23 protein-coding genes are annotated in these 16,536 nt (G+C 47.3%); 7 read left to right on the plus strand and 16 right to left on the minus strand.

What is annotated here, in order from left to right:
- Positions 1-13 precede the first annotated feature (13 nt).
- Both NF347_RS03095 and NF347_RS03100 read right to left on the minus strand, forming a co-directional pair.
- Positions 14-1,003 carry a DUF6043 family protein gene (locus tag NF347_RS03095; protein ID WP_123543107.1) on the minus strand — a complete coding sequence of 330 codons (990 nt, stop codon included), beginning with the start codon at positions 1,001-1,003 and terminating at the stop codon, positions 14-16.
- Positions 1,004-1,641: 638 nt separating this feature from the next.
- The gene (locus NF347_RS03100; protein ID WP_107037092.1) at positions 1,642-1,845 is read right to left on the minus strand and encodes an AlbA family DNA-binding domain-containing protein; all 204 of its coding nucleotides are present in this window, start codon (positions 1,843-1,845) and stop codon (positions 1,642-1,644) included.
- Between the two features lie 780 nt (positions 1,846-2,625).
- On the opposite strand from NF347_RS03100, the gene NF347_RS03105 reads away from it, so the two are divergent.
- From NF347_RS03105 to NF347_RS03115, 3 genes are read left to right on the plus strand one after another with little or no spacing between them, the layout of a single operon-like run.
- Positions 2,626-2,838 carry a hypothetical protein gene (locus NF347_RS03105; protein ID WP_107036562.1) on the plus strand — a complete coding sequence of 71 codons (213 nt, stop codon included), beginning with the start codon at positions 2,626-2,628 and terminating at the stop codon, positions 2,836-2,838.
- A gap of 12 nt (positions 2,839-2,850) precedes the next feature.
- On the plus strand, positions 2,851-3,300 hold the full coding sequence (locus tag NF347_RS03110) for a PcfK-like family protein (RefSeq protein ID WP_107036563.1): 450 nt from the start codon (positions 2,851-2,853) through the stop codon (positions 3,298-3,300).
- A 12-nt stretch (positions 3,301-3,312) separates the two neighbouring features.
- Complete coding sequence (locus tag NF347_RS03115; protein WP_107036564.1) at positions 3,313-4,587, plus strand: PcfJ domain-containing protein; 1,275 nt, start codon at positions 3,313-3,315, stop codon at positions 4,585-4,587.
- 122 nt (positions 4,588-4,709) lie between these two features.
- Here NF347_RS03115 and NF347_RS03120 read toward each other — a convergent pair whose 3' ends face one another.
- On the minus strand, positions 4,710-5,219 hold the full coding sequence (locus NF347_RS03120) for a hypothetical protein (RefSeq protein ID WP_107036565.1): 510 nt from the start codon (positions 5,217-5,219) through the stop codon (positions 4,710-4,712).
- A 192-nt stretch (positions 5,220-5,411) separates the two neighbouring features.
- Between NF347_RS03120 and NF347_RS03125 the strand changes: the two genes are divergently transcribed.
- From NF347_RS03125 to NF347_RS03140, 4 genes are all read left to right on the plus strand, one after another.
- The gene (locus NF347_RS03125; protein WP_237613049.1) at positions 5,412-5,711 is read left to right on the plus strand and encodes a helix-turn-helix domain-containing protein; all 300 of its coding nucleotides are present in this window, start codon (positions 5,412-5,414) and stop codon (positions 5,709-5,711) included.
- Positions 5,698-6,819, plus strand: coding sequence for a type II toxin-antitoxin system HipA family toxin (locus tag NF347_RS03130; protein WP_107036567.1), 1,122 nt, complete (start codon positions 5,698-5,700; stop codon positions 6,817-6,819). Before NF347_RS03125 ends, NF347_RS03130 begins: the two co-directional genes overlap by 14 nt.
- Positions 6,820-7,103: 284 nt before the next feature.
- On the plus strand, positions 7,104-7,379 hold the full coding sequence (locus NF347_RS03135; RefSeq protein ID WP_107036568.1) for an HU family DNA-binding protein: 276 nt from the start codon (positions 7,104-7,106) through the stop codon (positions 7,377-7,379).
- Positions 7,380-7,381: 2 nt separating this feature from the next.
- Positions 7,382-7,543, plus strand: a complete 162-nt coding sequence (locus tag NF347_RS03140) for a hypothetical protein (protein WP_161953428.1) — start codon at positions 7,382-7,384, stop codon at positions 7,541-7,543.
- 58 nt (positions 7,544-7,601) lie between these two features.
- On the opposite strand, the gene NF347_RS03145 is transcribed toward NF347_RS03140, so the two are convergent.
- Genes NF347_RS03145 through NF347_RS03205 form a run of 13 tightly spaced genes read right to left on the minus strand, consistent with a single transcriptional unit; the run spans position 7,602 to position 16,533 of the window.
- A complete protein-coding gene (locus NF347_RS03145; RefSeq protein ID WP_107036569.1) occupies positions 7,602-8,090 on the minus strand; it encodes a glycoside hydrolase family protein in 489 nt (162 codons plus the stop codon).
- Positions 8,087-8,623: a DUF3872 domain-containing protein gene (locus NF347_RS03150; RefSeq protein ID WP_107036570.1), complete on the minus strand. Its 537-nt coding sequence runs from the start codon at positions 8,621-8,623 to the stop codon at positions 8,087-8,089. Before NF347_RS03150 ends, NF347_RS03145 begins: the two co-directional genes overlap by 4 nt.
- 5 nt (positions 8,624-8,628) lie before the next feature.
- The gene (locus NF347_RS03155; protein WP_107036571.1) at positions 8,629-9,495 is read right to left on the minus strand and encodes a toprim domain-containing protein; all 867 of its coding nucleotides are present in this window, start codon (positions 9,493-9,495) and stop codon (positions 8,629-8,631) included.
- Positions 9,492-10,178, minus strand: coding sequence for a hypothetical protein (locus NF347_RS03160; protein ID WP_124076049.1), 687 nt, complete (start codon positions 10,176-10,178; stop codon positions 9,492-9,494). Before NF347_RS03160 ends, NF347_RS03155 begins: the two co-directional genes overlap by 4 nt.
- A 5-nt stretch (positions 10,179-10,183) precedes the next feature.
- Positions 10,184-10,765, minus strand: coding sequence for a conjugal transfer protein TraO (locus NF347_RS03165; RefSeq protein ID WP_107036573.1), 582 nt, complete (start codon positions 10,763-10,765; stop codon positions 10,184-10,186).
- 2 nt (positions 10,766-10,767) lie between these two features.
- Positions 10,768-11,781 carry a conjugative transposon protein TraN gene (gene traN / locus NF347_RS03170; RefSeq protein ID WP_107036574.1) on the minus strand — a complete coding sequence of 338 codons (1,014 nt, stop codon included), beginning with the start codon at positions 11,779-11,781 and terminating at the stop codon, positions 10,768-10,770.
- A 15-nt stretch (positions 11,782-11,796) separates the two neighbouring features.
- Complete coding sequence (traM, locus tag NF347_RS03175; protein WP_107036575.1) at positions 11,797-12,996, minus strand: conjugative transposon protein TraM; 1,200 nt, start codon at positions 12,994-12,996, stop codon at positions 11,797-11,799.
- Positions 12,965-13,315 carry a TraL conjugative transposon family protein gene (locus tag NF347_RS03180; RefSeq protein WP_107036576.1) on the minus strand — a complete coding sequence of 117 codons (351 nt, stop codon included), beginning with the start codon at positions 13,313-13,315 and terminating at the stop codon, positions 12,965-12,967. Before NF347_RS03180 ends, traM begins: the two co-directional genes overlap by 32 nt.
- A 2-nt stretch (positions 13,316-13,317) precedes the next feature.
- Positions 13,318-13,971 (minus strand): conjugative transposon protein TraK, encoded by a 654-nt coding sequence (gene traK / locus NF347_RS03185; RefSeq protein WP_107036577.1) that lies wholly within the window; start codon positions 13,969-13,971, stop codon positions 13,318-13,320.
- A gap of 4 nt (positions 13,972-13,975) precedes the next feature.
- Positions 13,976-14,974: a conjugative transposon protein TraJ gene (gene traJ / locus NF347_RS03190; protein ID WP_107036601.1), complete on the minus strand. Its 999-nt coding sequence runs from the start codon at positions 14,972-14,974 to the stop codon at positions 13,976-13,978.
- Positions 14,975-14,991: 17 nt separating this feature from the next.
- A complete protein-coding gene (locus NF347_RS03195; protein WP_237613050.1) occupies positions 14,992-15,630 on the minus strand; it encodes a DUF4141 domain-containing protein in 639 nt (212 codons plus the stop codon).
- A 10-nt stretch (positions 15,631-15,640) separates the two neighbouring features.
- Positions 15,641-15,772, minus strand: a complete 132-nt coding sequence (locus NF347_RS03200) for a hypothetical protein (protein WP_262497748.1) — start codon at positions 15,770-15,772, stop codon at positions 15,641-15,643.
- Positions 15,769-16,533 carry a hypothetical protein gene (locus NF347_RS03205; protein WP_107036579.1) on the minus strand — a complete coding sequence of 255 codons (765 nt, stop codon included), beginning with the start codon at positions 16,531-16,533 and terminating at the stop codon, positions 15,769-15,771. Before NF347_RS03205 ends, NF347_RS03200 begins: the two co-directional genes overlap by 4 nt.
- Positions 16,534-16,536 lie beyond the last annotated feature (3 nt).

Below are 16,536 nucleotides of genomic sequence, written 5' to 3' on the forward strand. Positions count from 1 at the left end.
TCGAGCGCTTATGTCAGTCGGCAAACATATAATCGGCTACACTCAGCTTCTCCCGGATGTCATTGTATTCGGAAATATACTCCGGCCGCTCGAACATTCGGATTTTGTTGCCCTTGTACTCGGTAAGCTCCATATAGCTCTTGTGACCCTCCTGTATGCTGCGCGGGGTTGGGATTGGTATTCCGGGATTATCCTTGTATCTTTCGGAGAGAGCGGAATGAAACTCGACGATATTGGTTCTCGCCAACGCCTGCCCCTCGTTAAGCACGATAAATAGCATGGCGAAATCCTTGCCGCTATTGCGTATCTTCACATGGTTGTCGATGCAGTCAAAGAGATAATTGTCGCCATTGGGCAAAAGCTCGGTCAACGGGCGACGACGGGCGGCTCTGCCCGGAGCACCTTTCTTTCCTGCGGGTTTTACAAATTCCCGTATTTCTTCCGAAGCTGTCTTCAACTTGGCGATGGTCTTGGCGGTAACGTTAGGTTCGCTGCCCATCTCGCGCTGTTCCTCGACAAAGTTAGCCCAGTCCTCTTCTGTTCGGCCTTTCAATGCTATGCTGCTCTTGATTATCCACTTGATATGGTGTTTCGCTCCCAAGCGTATAAGAAAATTAGTCTTGGGATTTCTGATAAGGTCTTCACCGTACTCCACCATACACTCGAAGCTGCGCCCGTAGAACATCCATGCCAACATCGGCAGGAAAATGTTGCCGGGTATGTGGGGAGTATTCAGCCCTGTCAGCAGATGGTTCTCCATGCCTCCCTCGACAAGCATCTTTTCCAGATGGCCCACATCATTCGAGCTGTCATCTTTAAGATGCAGCAGCACGGCTGTCTCAAATTGCGGCATGAAAGCCTTGGCATGGTTGAATACCGCGATGAAGCCGGGGCCTTCGCGGTCATGCATCCAGTCGGTGAAGTTGCAGTATTCCTCGTGGTGTGTGGCTTTCCATTCGCGGAGAAGCCCTTTTGCGTGTTCAATTTTTTCCTCGTTGTTCATAAATGGGGGATAGTTGTTGCAGCACGAAAAATTCGCACCGAAATACAAAACACGCACCCCGGCCATAATGTTTGAGAAAATTTAACACTCAACATCGAAAAATTTTTGTCCACATCAGCGCAGCTCTTCATTTGGTGGACAATTTGTGGACAATCTTCAAAAATAAGAAAACCCAAACATCTGATATATAGATGTTTGGGTTTAATTTCAAGTGATCCGCCTGGGACACTTATTTCTTGAGGTAACCACTCTAATTATCAAACATTTGCATCTATAGCGATTTTCGGCTATTCCCTATTTTTACTCCTATAGATTTCAAAGTTCTTCGCCATACTTGGCATAACATCCACAAAATTAACAATAATACGGCATCTCTCCAAATCACTGAAGTTAATATTTCTTACACCTTTACATTTACAAGTACAAATCCCTGGCAATTACGATTTTTCAGCATTGTACCTCATCGCAATGACGGGGTATCTCAATCTTTGGAAATGGATTGATACGTTTGTCGCAAGTCAGACCTTTTATTAGATCGTGTTTGTCGCAAGTTATATTACTAAAACACAGTCTGTTGATTTTGTCCAAAGACAAAGTTGCGACAAATATAGATAAATTTACGATAACAGCGTGGTTTATTAGACTGATTTTGTCGCGAGATTATAACGCAAAGAAGTTGTCGCTCCTGTCTTTACGACCAATTCATCTTCTATTCCAAAATCGATCATACCGCCTTGTGCGTTGGCAAAAGCAACACAATCTTTGGCAATTTCCTTAAAATCTGCTTTCGGTCCGTATATTGCCCGTAAGGACTTCCTGTCGTACAAACTGTTTTCTATCATTATGAATGCAAATTTACGAAAATTTATTGACATACAGACTACGAAATATCAGATGCTTACAAATTGGACTGAATTGTTCGATTATTCGATTCTAAACTGCGAGAGACGCGACGGCTTGACTTTGGCAGTCGCAAGCGAGGCATTGCCGGGGTGAGGCAATGCCGTCAGTGGCGTTTGGAGCGAGTCCGGCACTACCGCTGACCGCATTGCCAGAATTGAAGAGTCGGCTAAACACCGAGTGTCTGATAGCCTGAGCATGTTGCTTCGCTGTACATGCCAAGTCTATCTGCCACTGCGTGTTCTTACGCCGCCTCCATCATTCGTTATTTGAGCCGTTGCGCCACTCTCCGTTGGTAGCAGTCCACGAGCCGAGACAGTGATGTGCCTCCTTCCTTCGTCGGGGGCATATCACAGACTCGTCTTTCCGGACTGGACAATTCTATTTACAGACATTTCAATATTACGAAAATTTCAGAGCGATTATGTAGCCGTATGTTTTCACCGTGCCGGAGTCGTGGCTCCTGTTATTGTCTAATCAACAGCGATTTTAACTTGCTAGCCAATGGTTAACGTGTGGTGACGGGGATATTCTTTTGCCTTTTGACTGAAAAATCTCCAGACACAAAATGGTATTTGCCTCCGTAAGCTCCGGCGAATACTTCATTTTGCACTCGTATTTTTCCGTCAAAGGGCGAACATCCCCTCTGTTCACCACACGCCTTTGAGGTGTCAAGCAAGCGAAAACCGATGGTGATATACAAATAAAAAAAAGTCGCAACGATGAAAACAAACAGCCACATAAAAGGTCAAAGCGAAGCTCAAAGCCTCAGGTTCAACCAAATAAAAAAGGTTGCAAAGGTGGTGGCTATCATCATCGGAGCAATAATCGGAACTCTGGTGTGGGCGATGGTCAGACCTGTAATCCGAGGTGCGGGCTGGGTAATATCCATTATAACCGCAATAATGATAATCTTTTGGTTATTCACCCTTTAATATAACACTGATATGGCTACTATGAAATCCAACAACGCTGCAATCGCAGCTATGCAGCAGATGCTCCAAGAGCGTTGCATCGCAGAACCCACATTCGCTATCAAGATGGCAAACCCGTCCAAGAGTATGGAAGGCGCAGTAAACTATCTGTGCGGACAAATTCAGAAGAGCGGTCTGTGCTGTGTCGATGACGCTACCGTGATGAACATATTGGTTCATTACTTCGACGAGAATGAGATTGAGGAAGGCGGAAAGGTGAACTGCAACATCGTGGTATCCAAGCCGGAACTTTCCGATGAGGATAAGGCAGAACTCAAAGAGCAGGCTATGGAGCAATACAAGGAGGAGCAACTCCGAGAAATCAGACGGCAGTCAGCTCCGAAGACTCAACCCAAGCCGACCGCCACCGCTCCCAAAGCCGGAGCAGAAATCAATGTTCAACCCAATCTTTTCGACTTCTAAAACTCCAAGGATATGAAACCTCGCAATAAGAAACAACAGCATATAGTGGAACTGAGTGGGCGACTTCGCCCGCTCACCACTCCCCAAATGAATTGGGCACTCAACTCTACCATCAATCACTATGGCTATAGGTTGAAGAATGGAATGTGTACCTGTATGAAATGCGGTCACGAGTGGCTGGAAACCCGAAACGGAACGTGCCTATGCCCCGAATGTGGCACTCAGATAGAAATCAAGGACACCAAAGAGCGTGTTATCCGCGAAAAGTCCTATTTCAACATCATCACGACTATTGAGGACTATCAGGTAGTCAGAATGTTCCTGATGATAGTTGAAATGCGCAAGGGTATGAAGGTGAAACCTGCCTACCTTGAAATCGGGCAGTATTTCATTGACCCCAAAGGCAATAAGACCATTGTCGCTATCCCTCGTACTCTCGGTTGCTATGTTGATACCTTTGCATTCAGCGCACCACTTGAAATCAGAAACGATGGAGACGCCTATATGTACGTTTCAGACCAATGGGTATATCCACGCATCAAGGTCACTGATACCATAAAGCGCAACGGGTTCAAGAACTCAGTCCACCGTATCCACCCCGTGACTATGTTCCAAGAGTTACTGACCAACCCAAAAGCCGAGACACTGATGAAAGCCAACGAGATAGGATTGTTACGATACCTTTGTGCAAGACCAGCCAATAAGTCAGACATTGACAAGTATTGGAATACCATTAAGATAGCCAAGCGCAACGGCTACAGGGTCAAAGACCCGCAGATGTGGTTTGACTACATCAAGATGTTGGAGCGTATGGGCAGAAACCTCAATTCTCCCTCGCTGATAGCACCCAATGACCTCAAAGTAGTCCACGACATATATGTGGCTAAGGTCAATCGCCAGCGCATCAAGGAGCAGAGAGAGAAAGAACGTCAGCAAGCCATCAAGGACAAAGCCAAGTTCGAGGAACTCAAATCCCGCTACTTCGGAATGGAAATGACTGACGGAGAGATTGAAATCCACTCAATCGACACCATCGATGATTACTATAAAATCGGAGATAAACAATCTATCTGTTGCGGTACTGCCAAATATTACCTTAAAGAGGATACATTGACCCTTACCGCCTACATCGGAAACAAGCAGATAGCCACCATAGAAATTTCGCTTGACGACTACCACATAATCCAATGCCGAGCCTTCGCCAATGAAATATGTGAGTACACCCAGCAGATAGCAGGTATCATCAACGCCAACAAGAAAATGATAGCAGAGAGAAAGAGAGCATAGCCAGTGCCATATCAGCAATGAAGGTGGCGGAGTATAAGACCTCTGTCACCTTCATTTTGCCAAAAAATTTCGGCCGCCAAAAGGCGGCGTTTGGGCTGTATTTATGCTTAAAAACTTCTCTACTATATGCTCGCATTCCTTTTCAGAACTTTATTGATGGTGACTATCATTGTATCGTGAAGAAAGACTTTGAGGTTATTGTCATCCTTCAAGGCTATTTCTCCATGTTCAGCAAAAATCGCCAGAAGCTCTTTCTTGATTTTTGAGTAAGGCTCACCGAATGGGATAAGTCGTTCATCCTCCCAATATCGGATTACTATTTCAGCCCATAGTTCTTTCAGCGCAGCCTTTTCCTCCTTGTTGAGTTTGTCGTATCTCTTATGTTCTGGTTCTGCGGGAGGCATGATGTCAATGTCGGGATTGAACATATCATATTCCATGTCTCCGAACAATTCATCATCATAATCTTCGTCAACAACCGGAATTTCAGAGTCGATCTCAATCCCTTTATTTTTCTTTGACATGCACGCCTTGCAGATATGCTGTGCGTGACCCTTGCCACTGAATTTCTCATTGGCTTTATATTCACCGCATATCCGGCAGTAATGTCCTTGTCGCTTCTTCTTTGCCATACACAAAATTAACGATTTATCCTCGGATTTGTATGTCCTACAACTGAAATATGCCCATATAGGCTTGCCCGTATCAGGAATAATCACTATCTTTGTAATTGATAATATTTAATCCGTAATTACGTGCATATGAATAATTCAGATAATATGTTATTAGTATTGGATAGTTTTATGCTGCCTGATGCGGACGATGTGGCCCGCAAGTTGGCGGATGACTTCCGCAAGAGGCGTGTGGAGCGTGGCTTGACACGGGAGACCGTGGCTGAGAAATCAGGCGTGGCTCTCGCCAACATAACACGCTTCGAGCAGAAAGGACTCATATCTCTGAAGAATCTGATACTCCTTGCTATCTCCATGGATTATCTGCAAGAAGTGCGAGACATTTTCGCCGCTCCCAAATATTCCACCATGGAGGAACTCTCGCAGATACGCAAGAATACCGGCAAGAAAAAAGCATACAACCGTAAAACCCGCGCCGATGAAGAAGATTGACCGACTTTCCGTAAGATACCACGACCGCAATGTAGGTACGATGTCGCTTACACCCGACAACCGTCTCTGCGTCTTTGAATACGACAGGGAATGGCTTGCCGACGGTTTCAGCATCTCTCCGCTGGAGTTGCCGTTGAAACCGGGTATGTTCATAGCCAAACCGACACCGTTCAACGGTGATTTTGGAATTTTCGAGGACAGCCTCCCGGATGGTTACGGACGTTATCTGCTCCACAAGGCTCTGCAACGAGAAGGTATCAATGATTCCGACTTGTCAGCACTTGACAGACTGAGCATTGTCGGCAGTGGTGGCATGGGTGCGCTGACATACGCGCCTGTGTCAAGTATTGTGACAGGAGAGGAAACCGATGATTTCGATATGCTCCAGCAAAAGGCTCTGGAGGTGCTTCGGGAACGGCAGGACGATGATGCGGAACTCCTGCTGTTCAACAGCGGCAACAGTGGCGGCGCAAGACCGAAGGCGGTGTTTTCGGACAGTGACGGTCACTGGCTTGTGAAGTTCCGGCACACATACGATCCAAAGAATATCGGTGAGCAGGAATATATCTACAACGAGACAGCTCGAAAGTGCGGAATAACGGTTCCTGATTTCAAACTGGTCAATGGCAAATATTTTGCCTCTCGCCGTTTCGACCTGACGCAATCCGGAGAAAGACTGCATACCGCCACAGCCGGCGGACTGCTCTGCATATCACTCGGCAATCCGATTCTTGACTACAGCAATCTGCTTGCATTGACAGGTTTTCTGACACAGAATCCGAAAGATGTCGAGGAGATGTTCCGGCGCATGGTGTTCAACTATCTAACGGACAACAAGGATGACCACTGCAAGAATTTCAGTTTCATCGTTCGCCGGGACTCTTCGGGCAAATGGCGATGGCACATAGCCCCGGCATACGACCTTACACTATGCACGGAAGGCTACAACGGCGAACACGCCACATCTGTCAACGGCACAGGGTATCCTACAATCTCGGATTTCATAGCAGTCGGCACCAAAATAAAACTGCCGAAAACAGTATGCCACAGGATAATAGAAGAGGTGGCCGACAACTGCGGACATCTGCTCAGGTACAAACTCAAATAGTATCAGTATCGTCGGGCCTTAATCAAGGCCGATGTAAACCACCCTTATTGAAGCCACATTCGCCGCACTTACTCGTGATGTTCTTGCAAATATTATTGCAGATCCCAGGAGGATGTGGGAGTGTGGGAAGTATGCTGACATAACGTGTTTATTTTACTTTTGTGTTAAACAGTCCCTAAACATTCGATATGCCAAGCACATACTTCCGACAAAATGCTCAGACGACTGTGAAAAAATTCGTAATTTTGTAATCTAAATCTTCAACACTCAAACAGAAAACATTTATGACTAAAGCAGAAATAGCGACTGAAATCGCAAAAACAACCGGCATCGAGAAGGCTGCGGTTGTTACCGTAATCGAACAGTTCATGACCGTAGTGAAGGACAGTCTCGCACACGGTGAGAACGTGTATCTCCGAGGCTTCGGCTCTTTCATCGTCAAGACCCGTGCAGAGAAAACAGCTCGCAACATCAGCAAGAACACTACCATAATTATTCCGGCTCACAATATCCCAGCTTTCAAACCCGCCAATTCTTTTAAGGAAGAAGTAGCAAAATAATCATGGAAGGAGAAATCGAAAAGGATAGTCCGGAAATAGAAACAGTTCATATCCAATCACAATCTGAAAATTGTAATTGTCAATCCTGTTTGGAGAATCGCAAAAAGTATGTCCGGATACTTGATGTTGATAGATATATCGAATCATTAAATGATTGGGATTGATAAAAAGTACAATACAGCGATGCTATTCCATTTGATAGAATGGCATCGCTGTAGATTTTTAGGGGACGTATAAAACGGCAAGTTCAGTAAGCCGCCTTTTGTGAAGCCCGGAGTGCCACTTGCCTTTGTAATGACAGTGGGAGGTATAGGCCTTGAAGATATTACGGTCACCCCGTTTTAACTTTTTCAGAACGCTGCTTTTATTGACGGCTCCGGGCCCAATGTTATAAGCGAGAGCCGCAAGAATATATTTGTCACGACCATATTCTTTATACAACTCACAGAACTTGGCATAGTCACGACGAAGAAGAGCATCAGCCTCGCTTTCACTGTATTGCCGGCGTGTGAAATGTTCTCCACGCTGAACGACATGACCATAGCATATCGTCGGCCAGTGCTTTGGCTTATGAAGCGTTTCAAATTTTTTTATAATCAGCACCGCCCGCTCAAATAGCGGAAGCTCCATAATCGACCGCTTTGCATTTGCGGTCGGCGTTGCCGTCACAAGGGTCAGCAACGCCATAAAGAACATCAGAAATTTTTTCATCGGGCAATCGGTGTTATTGATCCGGGATTGACAGGACTGATTATTCCGGTAGTTTTACCGTCATCATCGTCGCCACTGTCATTGCCGTTGAACTCAAATGTCTGTTCCCACGGGGTAGAATTGAAATTGTCCTCGACCACAACTAAAAAGCGATGCTGCTGGTCTGATTTTGCGGTGTAATTGAGGCGGAAGGTCTTGCTTTCGAGCAGAATACGGTCGTTATTGACCAGCACAGGACCGTCAACAAGTTTGAGCAAACCTTCACCATCGTATTGGAAGTAGCGGATGGTATAGAGGGTGTTGGTGTAGTTGCCTTCGGGCTTTATCTCGAAGCGCAGTTCGACGGTCTGCCCTTTGGCAATTTTGTCAGCGTATGGCATCACCTCCACCGAAAAGGGATAGGACTGCTGCACATCGAGGTCGTCGGAGCAAGAGGTCAGAGCGAGAACGAGGGTGAAGAGTATTGCCCAGAATCCGAAGAAACGGGCGGCAGTGACGCGGAAGTTGCATATTTTATCAAGAATCAGATTCATATTATTCAGAGTTTTACTTTATTTGATTTTGTCGGATAGAGCGACATGAGATAGTCGTTCAAATCCTTGTGGTTTGGGTAGAGTGCCGACTTGTCCATGACCTTATCACCGAACTCTCTTTGGAGTCTGGCAAGTGCCGCACGACCGGCGGTGTCATTGTCAAGATAGCATTGGATTACAGTGTAATCACCGAGTGGAGTAATCGCCTTTTGAAGATTGGCGACCGAGTTGAGCACGATAGTGTCGAGACCTTCATTATAGCCGAGGCGTTCCGCTGAAAGGAAGTCAATGAAGCCTTCAAACACATTACACCGGGCATTGTCATTGGCAATATGGGTTATATGCTTTGGCGGATAAGACCCTTTAAAGAAGGGATTCCTCAGCTCTAATCCATTGGCGTTATTGGGGAAGCCGACGGCATAATACCGCTTGCCATGAAGTTCATAGTCAACCTGTACACAGTATCGTTGGGCTATCTCCTTAGGTATGCCTCTGTCGGCGAGATAGCGCAGCAACACGTGAGACTCCAGACGCGACACTTCGACATTTTCAAAAGTCGGTTCTTCGACAAACGGCGTTGGCTTATAAGGTTTAGCGACCGGGAGGCGCATCTTCTCCGCGATGTAATCGGCTTGCCTCAAAAAGTCCGTTTCTCCGGACATTTCTCTGGCAAGCGAGAAGATATCGCCACCCGCGCCCGTTCCGAAGTCAAACCAAACCTGACGGTTAGGATTGACATGGAACGACGGTTTTCTCTCACTGCGATACGGGGCGTAAAACCACAGACCTTTGCTGTCGCGTCCGGTAGGCTGATATCCCAACTGATTGAGAAACTCGACAAGCGAGATTTTCCTGATGTCGTCGATGTTCATAGGCGAATCTTCCGTTGGGGTTTGTCAGGTTCCTGCTTGGACGGTTCTGTATTCTGTTCCTTATCTTTGGACTTCTCCAAAACCGCCATTTCTGAGGCTATATATCGGTTCAGTTCCGACATATTGCACGAGCCTGTCAGTTCATAAGCGAGGTCATAGATACTGCCGTATGCACCGGACTTTGTATCTCGCCAGAGATTTGTTTCGGTGTTGATTACCATTGTCGGACCGGGATTGGCATCGTATGGAGCATTGTAAATCCTCAGATTGCCATCGGCAGCAACCGGGTGTTCCTGACCGAGAGCCTTCATAAAGTCTATGAGCTTCACCTTCTTTATATCAATGCCTACAACCGTCGGAGGCTGCGGGCAACGCGCCATTATCGAAAGTTCCTTGCCTTGCTCATACTCATTCATATATTTCAATATGAAGTCACGCGGGTCCATATAGAGCGTCGGATTCATTTTCAAGGCGGCAAGGTCGATGATGTCTCCGCTCTGGTCAGTTGCATGGTCATACCAACGGTTTGTATTGGTATCGACCACCAGCATCGGCTCAGTGTCGTCGCGTTGCGGTGCATAATACAGTTTCATATCCTCGAAGGACTTGACAGGCTTCTCTCCGAGAGCCGCCATAAATTCCGTAAGAGGAATATTGCGGATGTCTTTTTCAGTGTATCTCATAGCCATTACTCGATTATGAATTTGACACCGATACCATACTGGGTATGGAATATCTGCACATCGCTACCGAAGGTGAAACGCTCCTTTACATTTGCGGTCAGGGCAATTTTGTCTGACAGGTAGAAATCCGCAGAGAGCGTCAGCGCACCGCCATAGATAAAGTTGTCGCCGTCATGAAGCGTCGAACCGTCGGATAAAACCGACTTCCCCCAGTTCACTGTTTCGTAGCCACCGAGTGCCGACACGCCACCGTAGATGTGGAAGGTCTGCGAGTAGTCGCTCAACAGATGGAGATTGTAGCCGACCTCGCCTGTAAACTGCGCCACCGGGATACGACCTTTCGCGCCGTAGGGCTTGTAGGTCTGGAGATACTCGCCGCCGAAGCTCCAAGTATTGGCACGACCCTTATAAACGGAATAGAACACACCGAAAGAGTAACCGCAGTTGCGGGAGTTGCCGGTATAAAAACCGTCTGCCATGTCAGCCTTGATTTCTACCGCTGACATTCCGGGGAGGCATCGCTGGGCCATTGCCCGCCCTCCGAAGAGGGTGAGCATGGCAGCGATTATCATTATCGCTTTTCTCATGGTTACTGTATGCTTAATTCGTCAATTACGTTGGCTCTCACAATATCCTCATTCTCGACCACGAAAGACTGGTGTCTGCCGCCTTCCTTTTCGGCAATCTCGATAACGAGCTGCTTGTCGTCGGGGATGGTGAATTTTTCCAGAGCGAACACCGTTCTTTCTGAGGTTTTGCCGTGTACCACAGTCACATAGTTCTGGGCGCGGAGCGGTTCAATTACCTGCTCCTGCATTGCGGTACGCTTGATTACCTTCTTATCCACAATCTTGAAGCTGACAAAATCGACATCGAAAGGAATGTTGGATGTGTTTTTCAGTTCCGTGTGGAAATAAAGAAGCCCATTATTGGTGTAGATGGATTTCAACAGGAACTGCACCCCGAAACGCTTTGAACCGATATGCTTGATTTCGCGCTTGTTCTGCTTGTATATACTCTTCATAATCAGCTTGACAAGCATCGGCGACTCGCTACCCAACTTTTCGAGGTATATCTCCTGAGCGTTGTTCGGACGGTTGACAGCCTCGCCGTCATGGAGAAAGTCGGTCATCTCAATGCTCAGTAGCAGAGGCTCTTTCGCAAATTTGACGTTGAAAACATAGTAAGAGCCATCATCGGTAATCACCGACAGATTTGTTTCAGTTTTGAAACGCTTAAACGCTGATTTAACGCGAAGTACGTTCTTCGCTCCATCAGCGAGACCTGCCACAAGGTTCTCGTTGCCGAGGTCCACATAAATTATCTCCGCAGGGAAGATAATATGCGTGGTTTTATGGTAGCAGACCTCCAGCGCGTGAGGCGGGATCATGCGGTCAAAACCCACCTTTCGGGTCAGACCGTCGAACTTGTCGCCGTCGGTGTAGCTGGAGCCGTACACGCTCAAGTCATGTTCAGCTACCTTTTCAGTGTCAGGCGACACGTTATTATCGGTGTTATTGACTGTTGTCTTCGATTTCGCGAAGACCGGGGTTGCCATGCCGAGAACAGCGATAGCGGATAGTATAATAGTCTTTATTCTCATTATTAGTAAATTATATTAGACATCTTCGGGCTGGTGAATCATCACCCGATACCCGGCTTTAAGGTGGACTTTAACAGTACGCAGTTTCTTGTTGAGATACTGACTGACTCCGTTGATAAGTCCTCGACCGACATCTGAGGCAATCTGCGCACCGGTATTCGTGGTCAGATTTATAGAACTGCCCATAGTTGATCCCATATTGGCTCCAATCTCGTGCAGTGCGTCAGACTCCATAGAATTAGGGATATTGATACCCTCCTGACCGTCGGAATCATAGACCGTTAAGTCCACCTCATACACAGAGCCGTTTGCCTCAATTGATGTAATGGCAACCTCCAGTCTCTCGCCCTGTAATCTCGCCACTCCGACAAGAGGAGTGTTCCGGGGTATCAGGGCATTGCCGACCCACATCGGTTCGGTAAGCCGGAGTTTAACCGACTGTCCGTTAATCACACTCTGGTCGTTTGCCACAACAGCCGCGATAGTATTCTTGGCAACAGAGGTTTTCCTTCCGACAGAGGTGTTGAAGCCACGGTCAGATGACGCACTGAGCGAAGAAACCACACTGCGATTTACCTGAGTCACCGGCTGCACATTCCGTTTGCCTTTTTCCTCGGATTGCCGGGGAGGCGGATAGTTCCCGCCATTGCCGTTGCCCATATATTGGGCGGCAAGCTGATATGAACGTTCAAGCATTTCCATCTCGTCCGGCTGCTGTGCCTGTTGTGTGACCATCGCGTTCTGAGCCTCCAGTTCCTCAATCCGGGCCTGTAATTCCGCCACTTGCTCAGTCTGGCTATAGTCAGGCACATAGAAATCCTGAATAGAAGCCTGTACCTGCTGATACTGCGAAACAGAACTCTCAATGGCTGATGATTCAGCAACAGTATCGAGAGGTGAAGAAGTCGCGATTGTGTCAAGTGACCCGACAACATCAATCCGTGCCTGTTTTTTCTTGGCTGCATCAGCTGCCTCGTATTCCTGAACCTTTGTGCCTATCTTCTCGCTTTCACCGGCCGGTATCTCGGTATTGAAAGCATTGCCCGTCTTGGTATCTTCCTTGTTCAGACTGGAATACAGCAGCCACAGAATTACCACACCTGAAAGGATAGCGGCAGGGAACACCACGAGATATTTCATCATCTTCTGACGCTCCGCAGTAGTCTTGGGCTGGAAGTATGAGTTAATCTTCGCTTTCCACTCCTGTATCGTCATAGGCAGAATCTGTTGGGATATAAAATTTTTCGAGTGAGCAAACGGTATCTTTTACAGAGTGCTCCGGTAAATCGAGATTATAAAGGTGTTCCACCTCATACTCGAATAAAGCCCTCTTTGCTCCGATTTTGTAGCAGGCATGACCGAACACGAAGAAGGCAATCAGCACGAAAGCCGAGAGCAGTACGGTCACAACCATCAGCCTTTGCTTGTGGGGCATATCGTCGCAGATCTGTTTCAGTTTTGCGCCGACTCTCCCTTTTGGCTCCCGCCAGACCCAATCAATGAGCCGGGCGAGAGGAGATTTATTTTTCGTCATAATTATCGTTTAGTAGTGATTATATCCTTGTTCTCAAGGATATTGAAACCTTCGATGATAAATCCGTTGGGATTGTCGTCAGAGCGCGACACATTTGAAAGGCGGCACGTTGTCACCAGTGTGCGCTGGGTAACATTCGACTCACGGATAATCATCTGTCTGGCATAGGTCTTGGCGGTGTAGGGGTAATTGTTGAAATCGCATACCACGCTGTCAACCTGCACCACTTGGTTTATATTCCCCGCAATGATGCGGTTATAGTAACCTTTCTCCGAAAAATCGGTATAATAGTTGTATGCCGATTTGTCGCTCAGAATCAGGGCACGGTTTATATTGTGCTCGATTGCGGACTTATCGGGGGAAAGGTTGAAGAACAGTTCATGAAAGCGACGCACATGCTCGCGGGCCTCGGCGGGGCGGTTCTGCTCCATATCCTGTGACAAGGCAAGCATCAGGGACTTGCCATTGTCAAGGACATAGATTTTCTCACGTTGCTTTTCAGCGAAATTGAAAACCATGATCAGAGCCACGGAAACCACCACCGCACACATCGCCACGAACACAATCCCGAACAGACGTATCTGACGGAAAGAGGTCTCAATATTCTTTAATGATTTGAATTGCGGTGTCTTCACACCGCGAGCTAAAGGTTCCATAATACTACTTTAATAGTTTGCCTGCCCTGCCGGCGACATTTCCGGCGACACCACCTGCGATGCTGCCCGCCATAGAGCCGGCCTGCATTGTGGTATTGTTGACCGCACGGTTATAGTTTCCTGCACCTCCTGCCTGTATAATCCAGCCTGAAACAGTCGGTATAGTGAAGTAGCCGACAATCCCAATCACCATAAATATGATGTAGCAAATATTTGAACCATCAATATTTACATTGGGATTGTTGGTCAGCTCCGATATGTCGTTCTGAAGCATCAGCACCTGAATCTTGGCAAGGATAGTGGAGAACAAATCAGCAACCGGAAGCCACAGATAAGTCTGGATATAGCGTTGAATCCATGTGGTCAATGTTGACTGGAATCCATCCCATACCGACAGGGCAAAGGCAATCGGACCGAGAATGGCAAGGACAATGAGAAAGAAAGTCCTAATCGTGTCGATTGTCAGAGACGCCGCCTGAAAGAGCATTTCCAGAAGTTCCCGGAAGAAATTTTGGATTGCTTTCTTGACCTTATACATTCCGCGCTCGATATACATTCCGGCGGCGGTGCCTATTTCGGTAACTCCAAGCTCGTCAATCTGACGGTCAAACTCAGCGTCATCCACAAGATAAGCCGTTGACGGGTCTTTCATCATGGCCTCATACTCCAGCCTGTCTTTTTCCTCCCTATATTTCTGCATATCGAGAGTCTGACCTTCAAGCATCGAGGCTGTGCCCTGCACAATCGGAGACATGACAGAGTTGATGGTGCCGAGAACGATAGAGGGGAAGAACATTATGCACAGTCCGATTGCAAACGGACGCAGCAGAGGGAACACATCCACCGGTTCGGCAGCAGCCAGCGACCTCCATATCCTGTAGGCCACATAGAACAGCGCGCCTAATCCGGCAATCCCCTGAGCCACTCCCGCCATGTCGGAACAAAGCGGCATCATCTCGTCATAGAGCGACCGGAGTATGGTATGGAGGTTGGAAAAATCAATGGCACACAGCATGGGCATCACCAGTATTTTTCCGAACCGTCGCCATAAAGATTGATTACCCTTTGGGTATCAGCTTTCTTCTTGGCGCGGAGATATGACACACTGATATTCTTATTGGTATAATACGCCGTCAGACTTTTCAGGCGTTTCATCTCCTTGTAGCAGTCGTCCACAACATCCATGCGGTCTTTGTCTGTCATCGAGAGTGTCGTGATATTGACCACCTGTTTCAGGTCGTTAAGGACTCCGCCGGCCTCTTCAAGAATCCGGGTATAGCCCGATGCAATTGCAGACAGTTCGCTTGACGTGAAATTCGGATCAGTCAGCATCTTCTGGAAATTATTGACATAATAGCCGGAGATGTTTCCAAGCATCAGGATTGTCTGCTGCACCTTGCGGGCATCACGGACGAGGTTGTTGACCGACTGGAGTGCGTCGTAATATTTCTTCGCCTGCTGGTAAATCTTTACCGTCTCCTGAAAATTGCGCACCATATTTGTCGCCGTCGTTGATTCCTGAACGAGTGATTTTGAAGAGTTGACAATCGACTGGGCTATGTTCGACGGGTCTATCACCGTCCATTGGGCGTTTGCTCTGCCCGCTCCGAAGAGCAGGCAGAACAGAACGAGAGGGAGGATAAATTTCAATTCTTTCATACGCATTTATTTAGATTCTGGAGGCCATGCCTCCGATTATTCTTACTCCGGCATAGAGCAGAAGCAGCGGGAAGGTTATCAGGGCAAGCAGTCCGATGAACAGACCGGCAATTATTACCCATAAGACACGCGGTACTTTCACTCGATGACATTGATGTTAAAACCTACATCATTGGCCGGCACATCTTTGAATGCCAGTTCGCAGACCCTTTTGCGAACATCATCAGGCAGGGTGATCCCCTCCACGACTTCGTGGACCTCGGTCAGAATATCCTTATTCTCGACTGCCTGATTAGCATTGAGGAATTCATCCAATGCCTTTGCATCAAAAATCTCGTGTTCAGTAGGTGTCATATCACACTTCCGATAGAATGTCCTGCCCAGATCCGCGACAAATATTTCATTGCCGTCATTCGATATTGCCATAGCCAGTACATCACGACCTTCGGCGCAATAGACGTTATCGTCATGGAGCCACCCCTGAATATCCCGGAGTATAAACTCCTGTGGAATAATCTCAGCCGGGATGCCGACACCGGAGAATTTTACCTTGTAGTAGCCGTTGTGTTCGCTGATTGTCATATCGGCCACGTCGGGACAAAACCAGTCACCTGCCATTTTAGGACGCATATCAACAGGAATCCCGGTCTTCGACTTTTCGATAGCCTCCTTGACGAAATGACCGATCCGCTCACCGATGCGCACGACAACATTGTCGATGCGACGGGCCCACTTATTGATTGTCTTTTCAGCCTTCTCTCTGACAAAAGTATTGAACCGGCCACAGACCTTGAAAGCCAGCATTATGCAGCCGACACTGATTGTAATCCCAAGGCTGAAGATTACAACCGCAGCGAACACGTTCATCACGGGTTCGAGAAATTCTAAAATATCTTCAAACATATA

Source organism: Paramuribaculum intestinale, assembly GCF_030759015.1.
GTDB lineage: Bacteria > Bacteroidota > Bacteroidia > Bacteroidales > Muribaculaceae > Paramuribaculum > Paramuribaculum intestinale.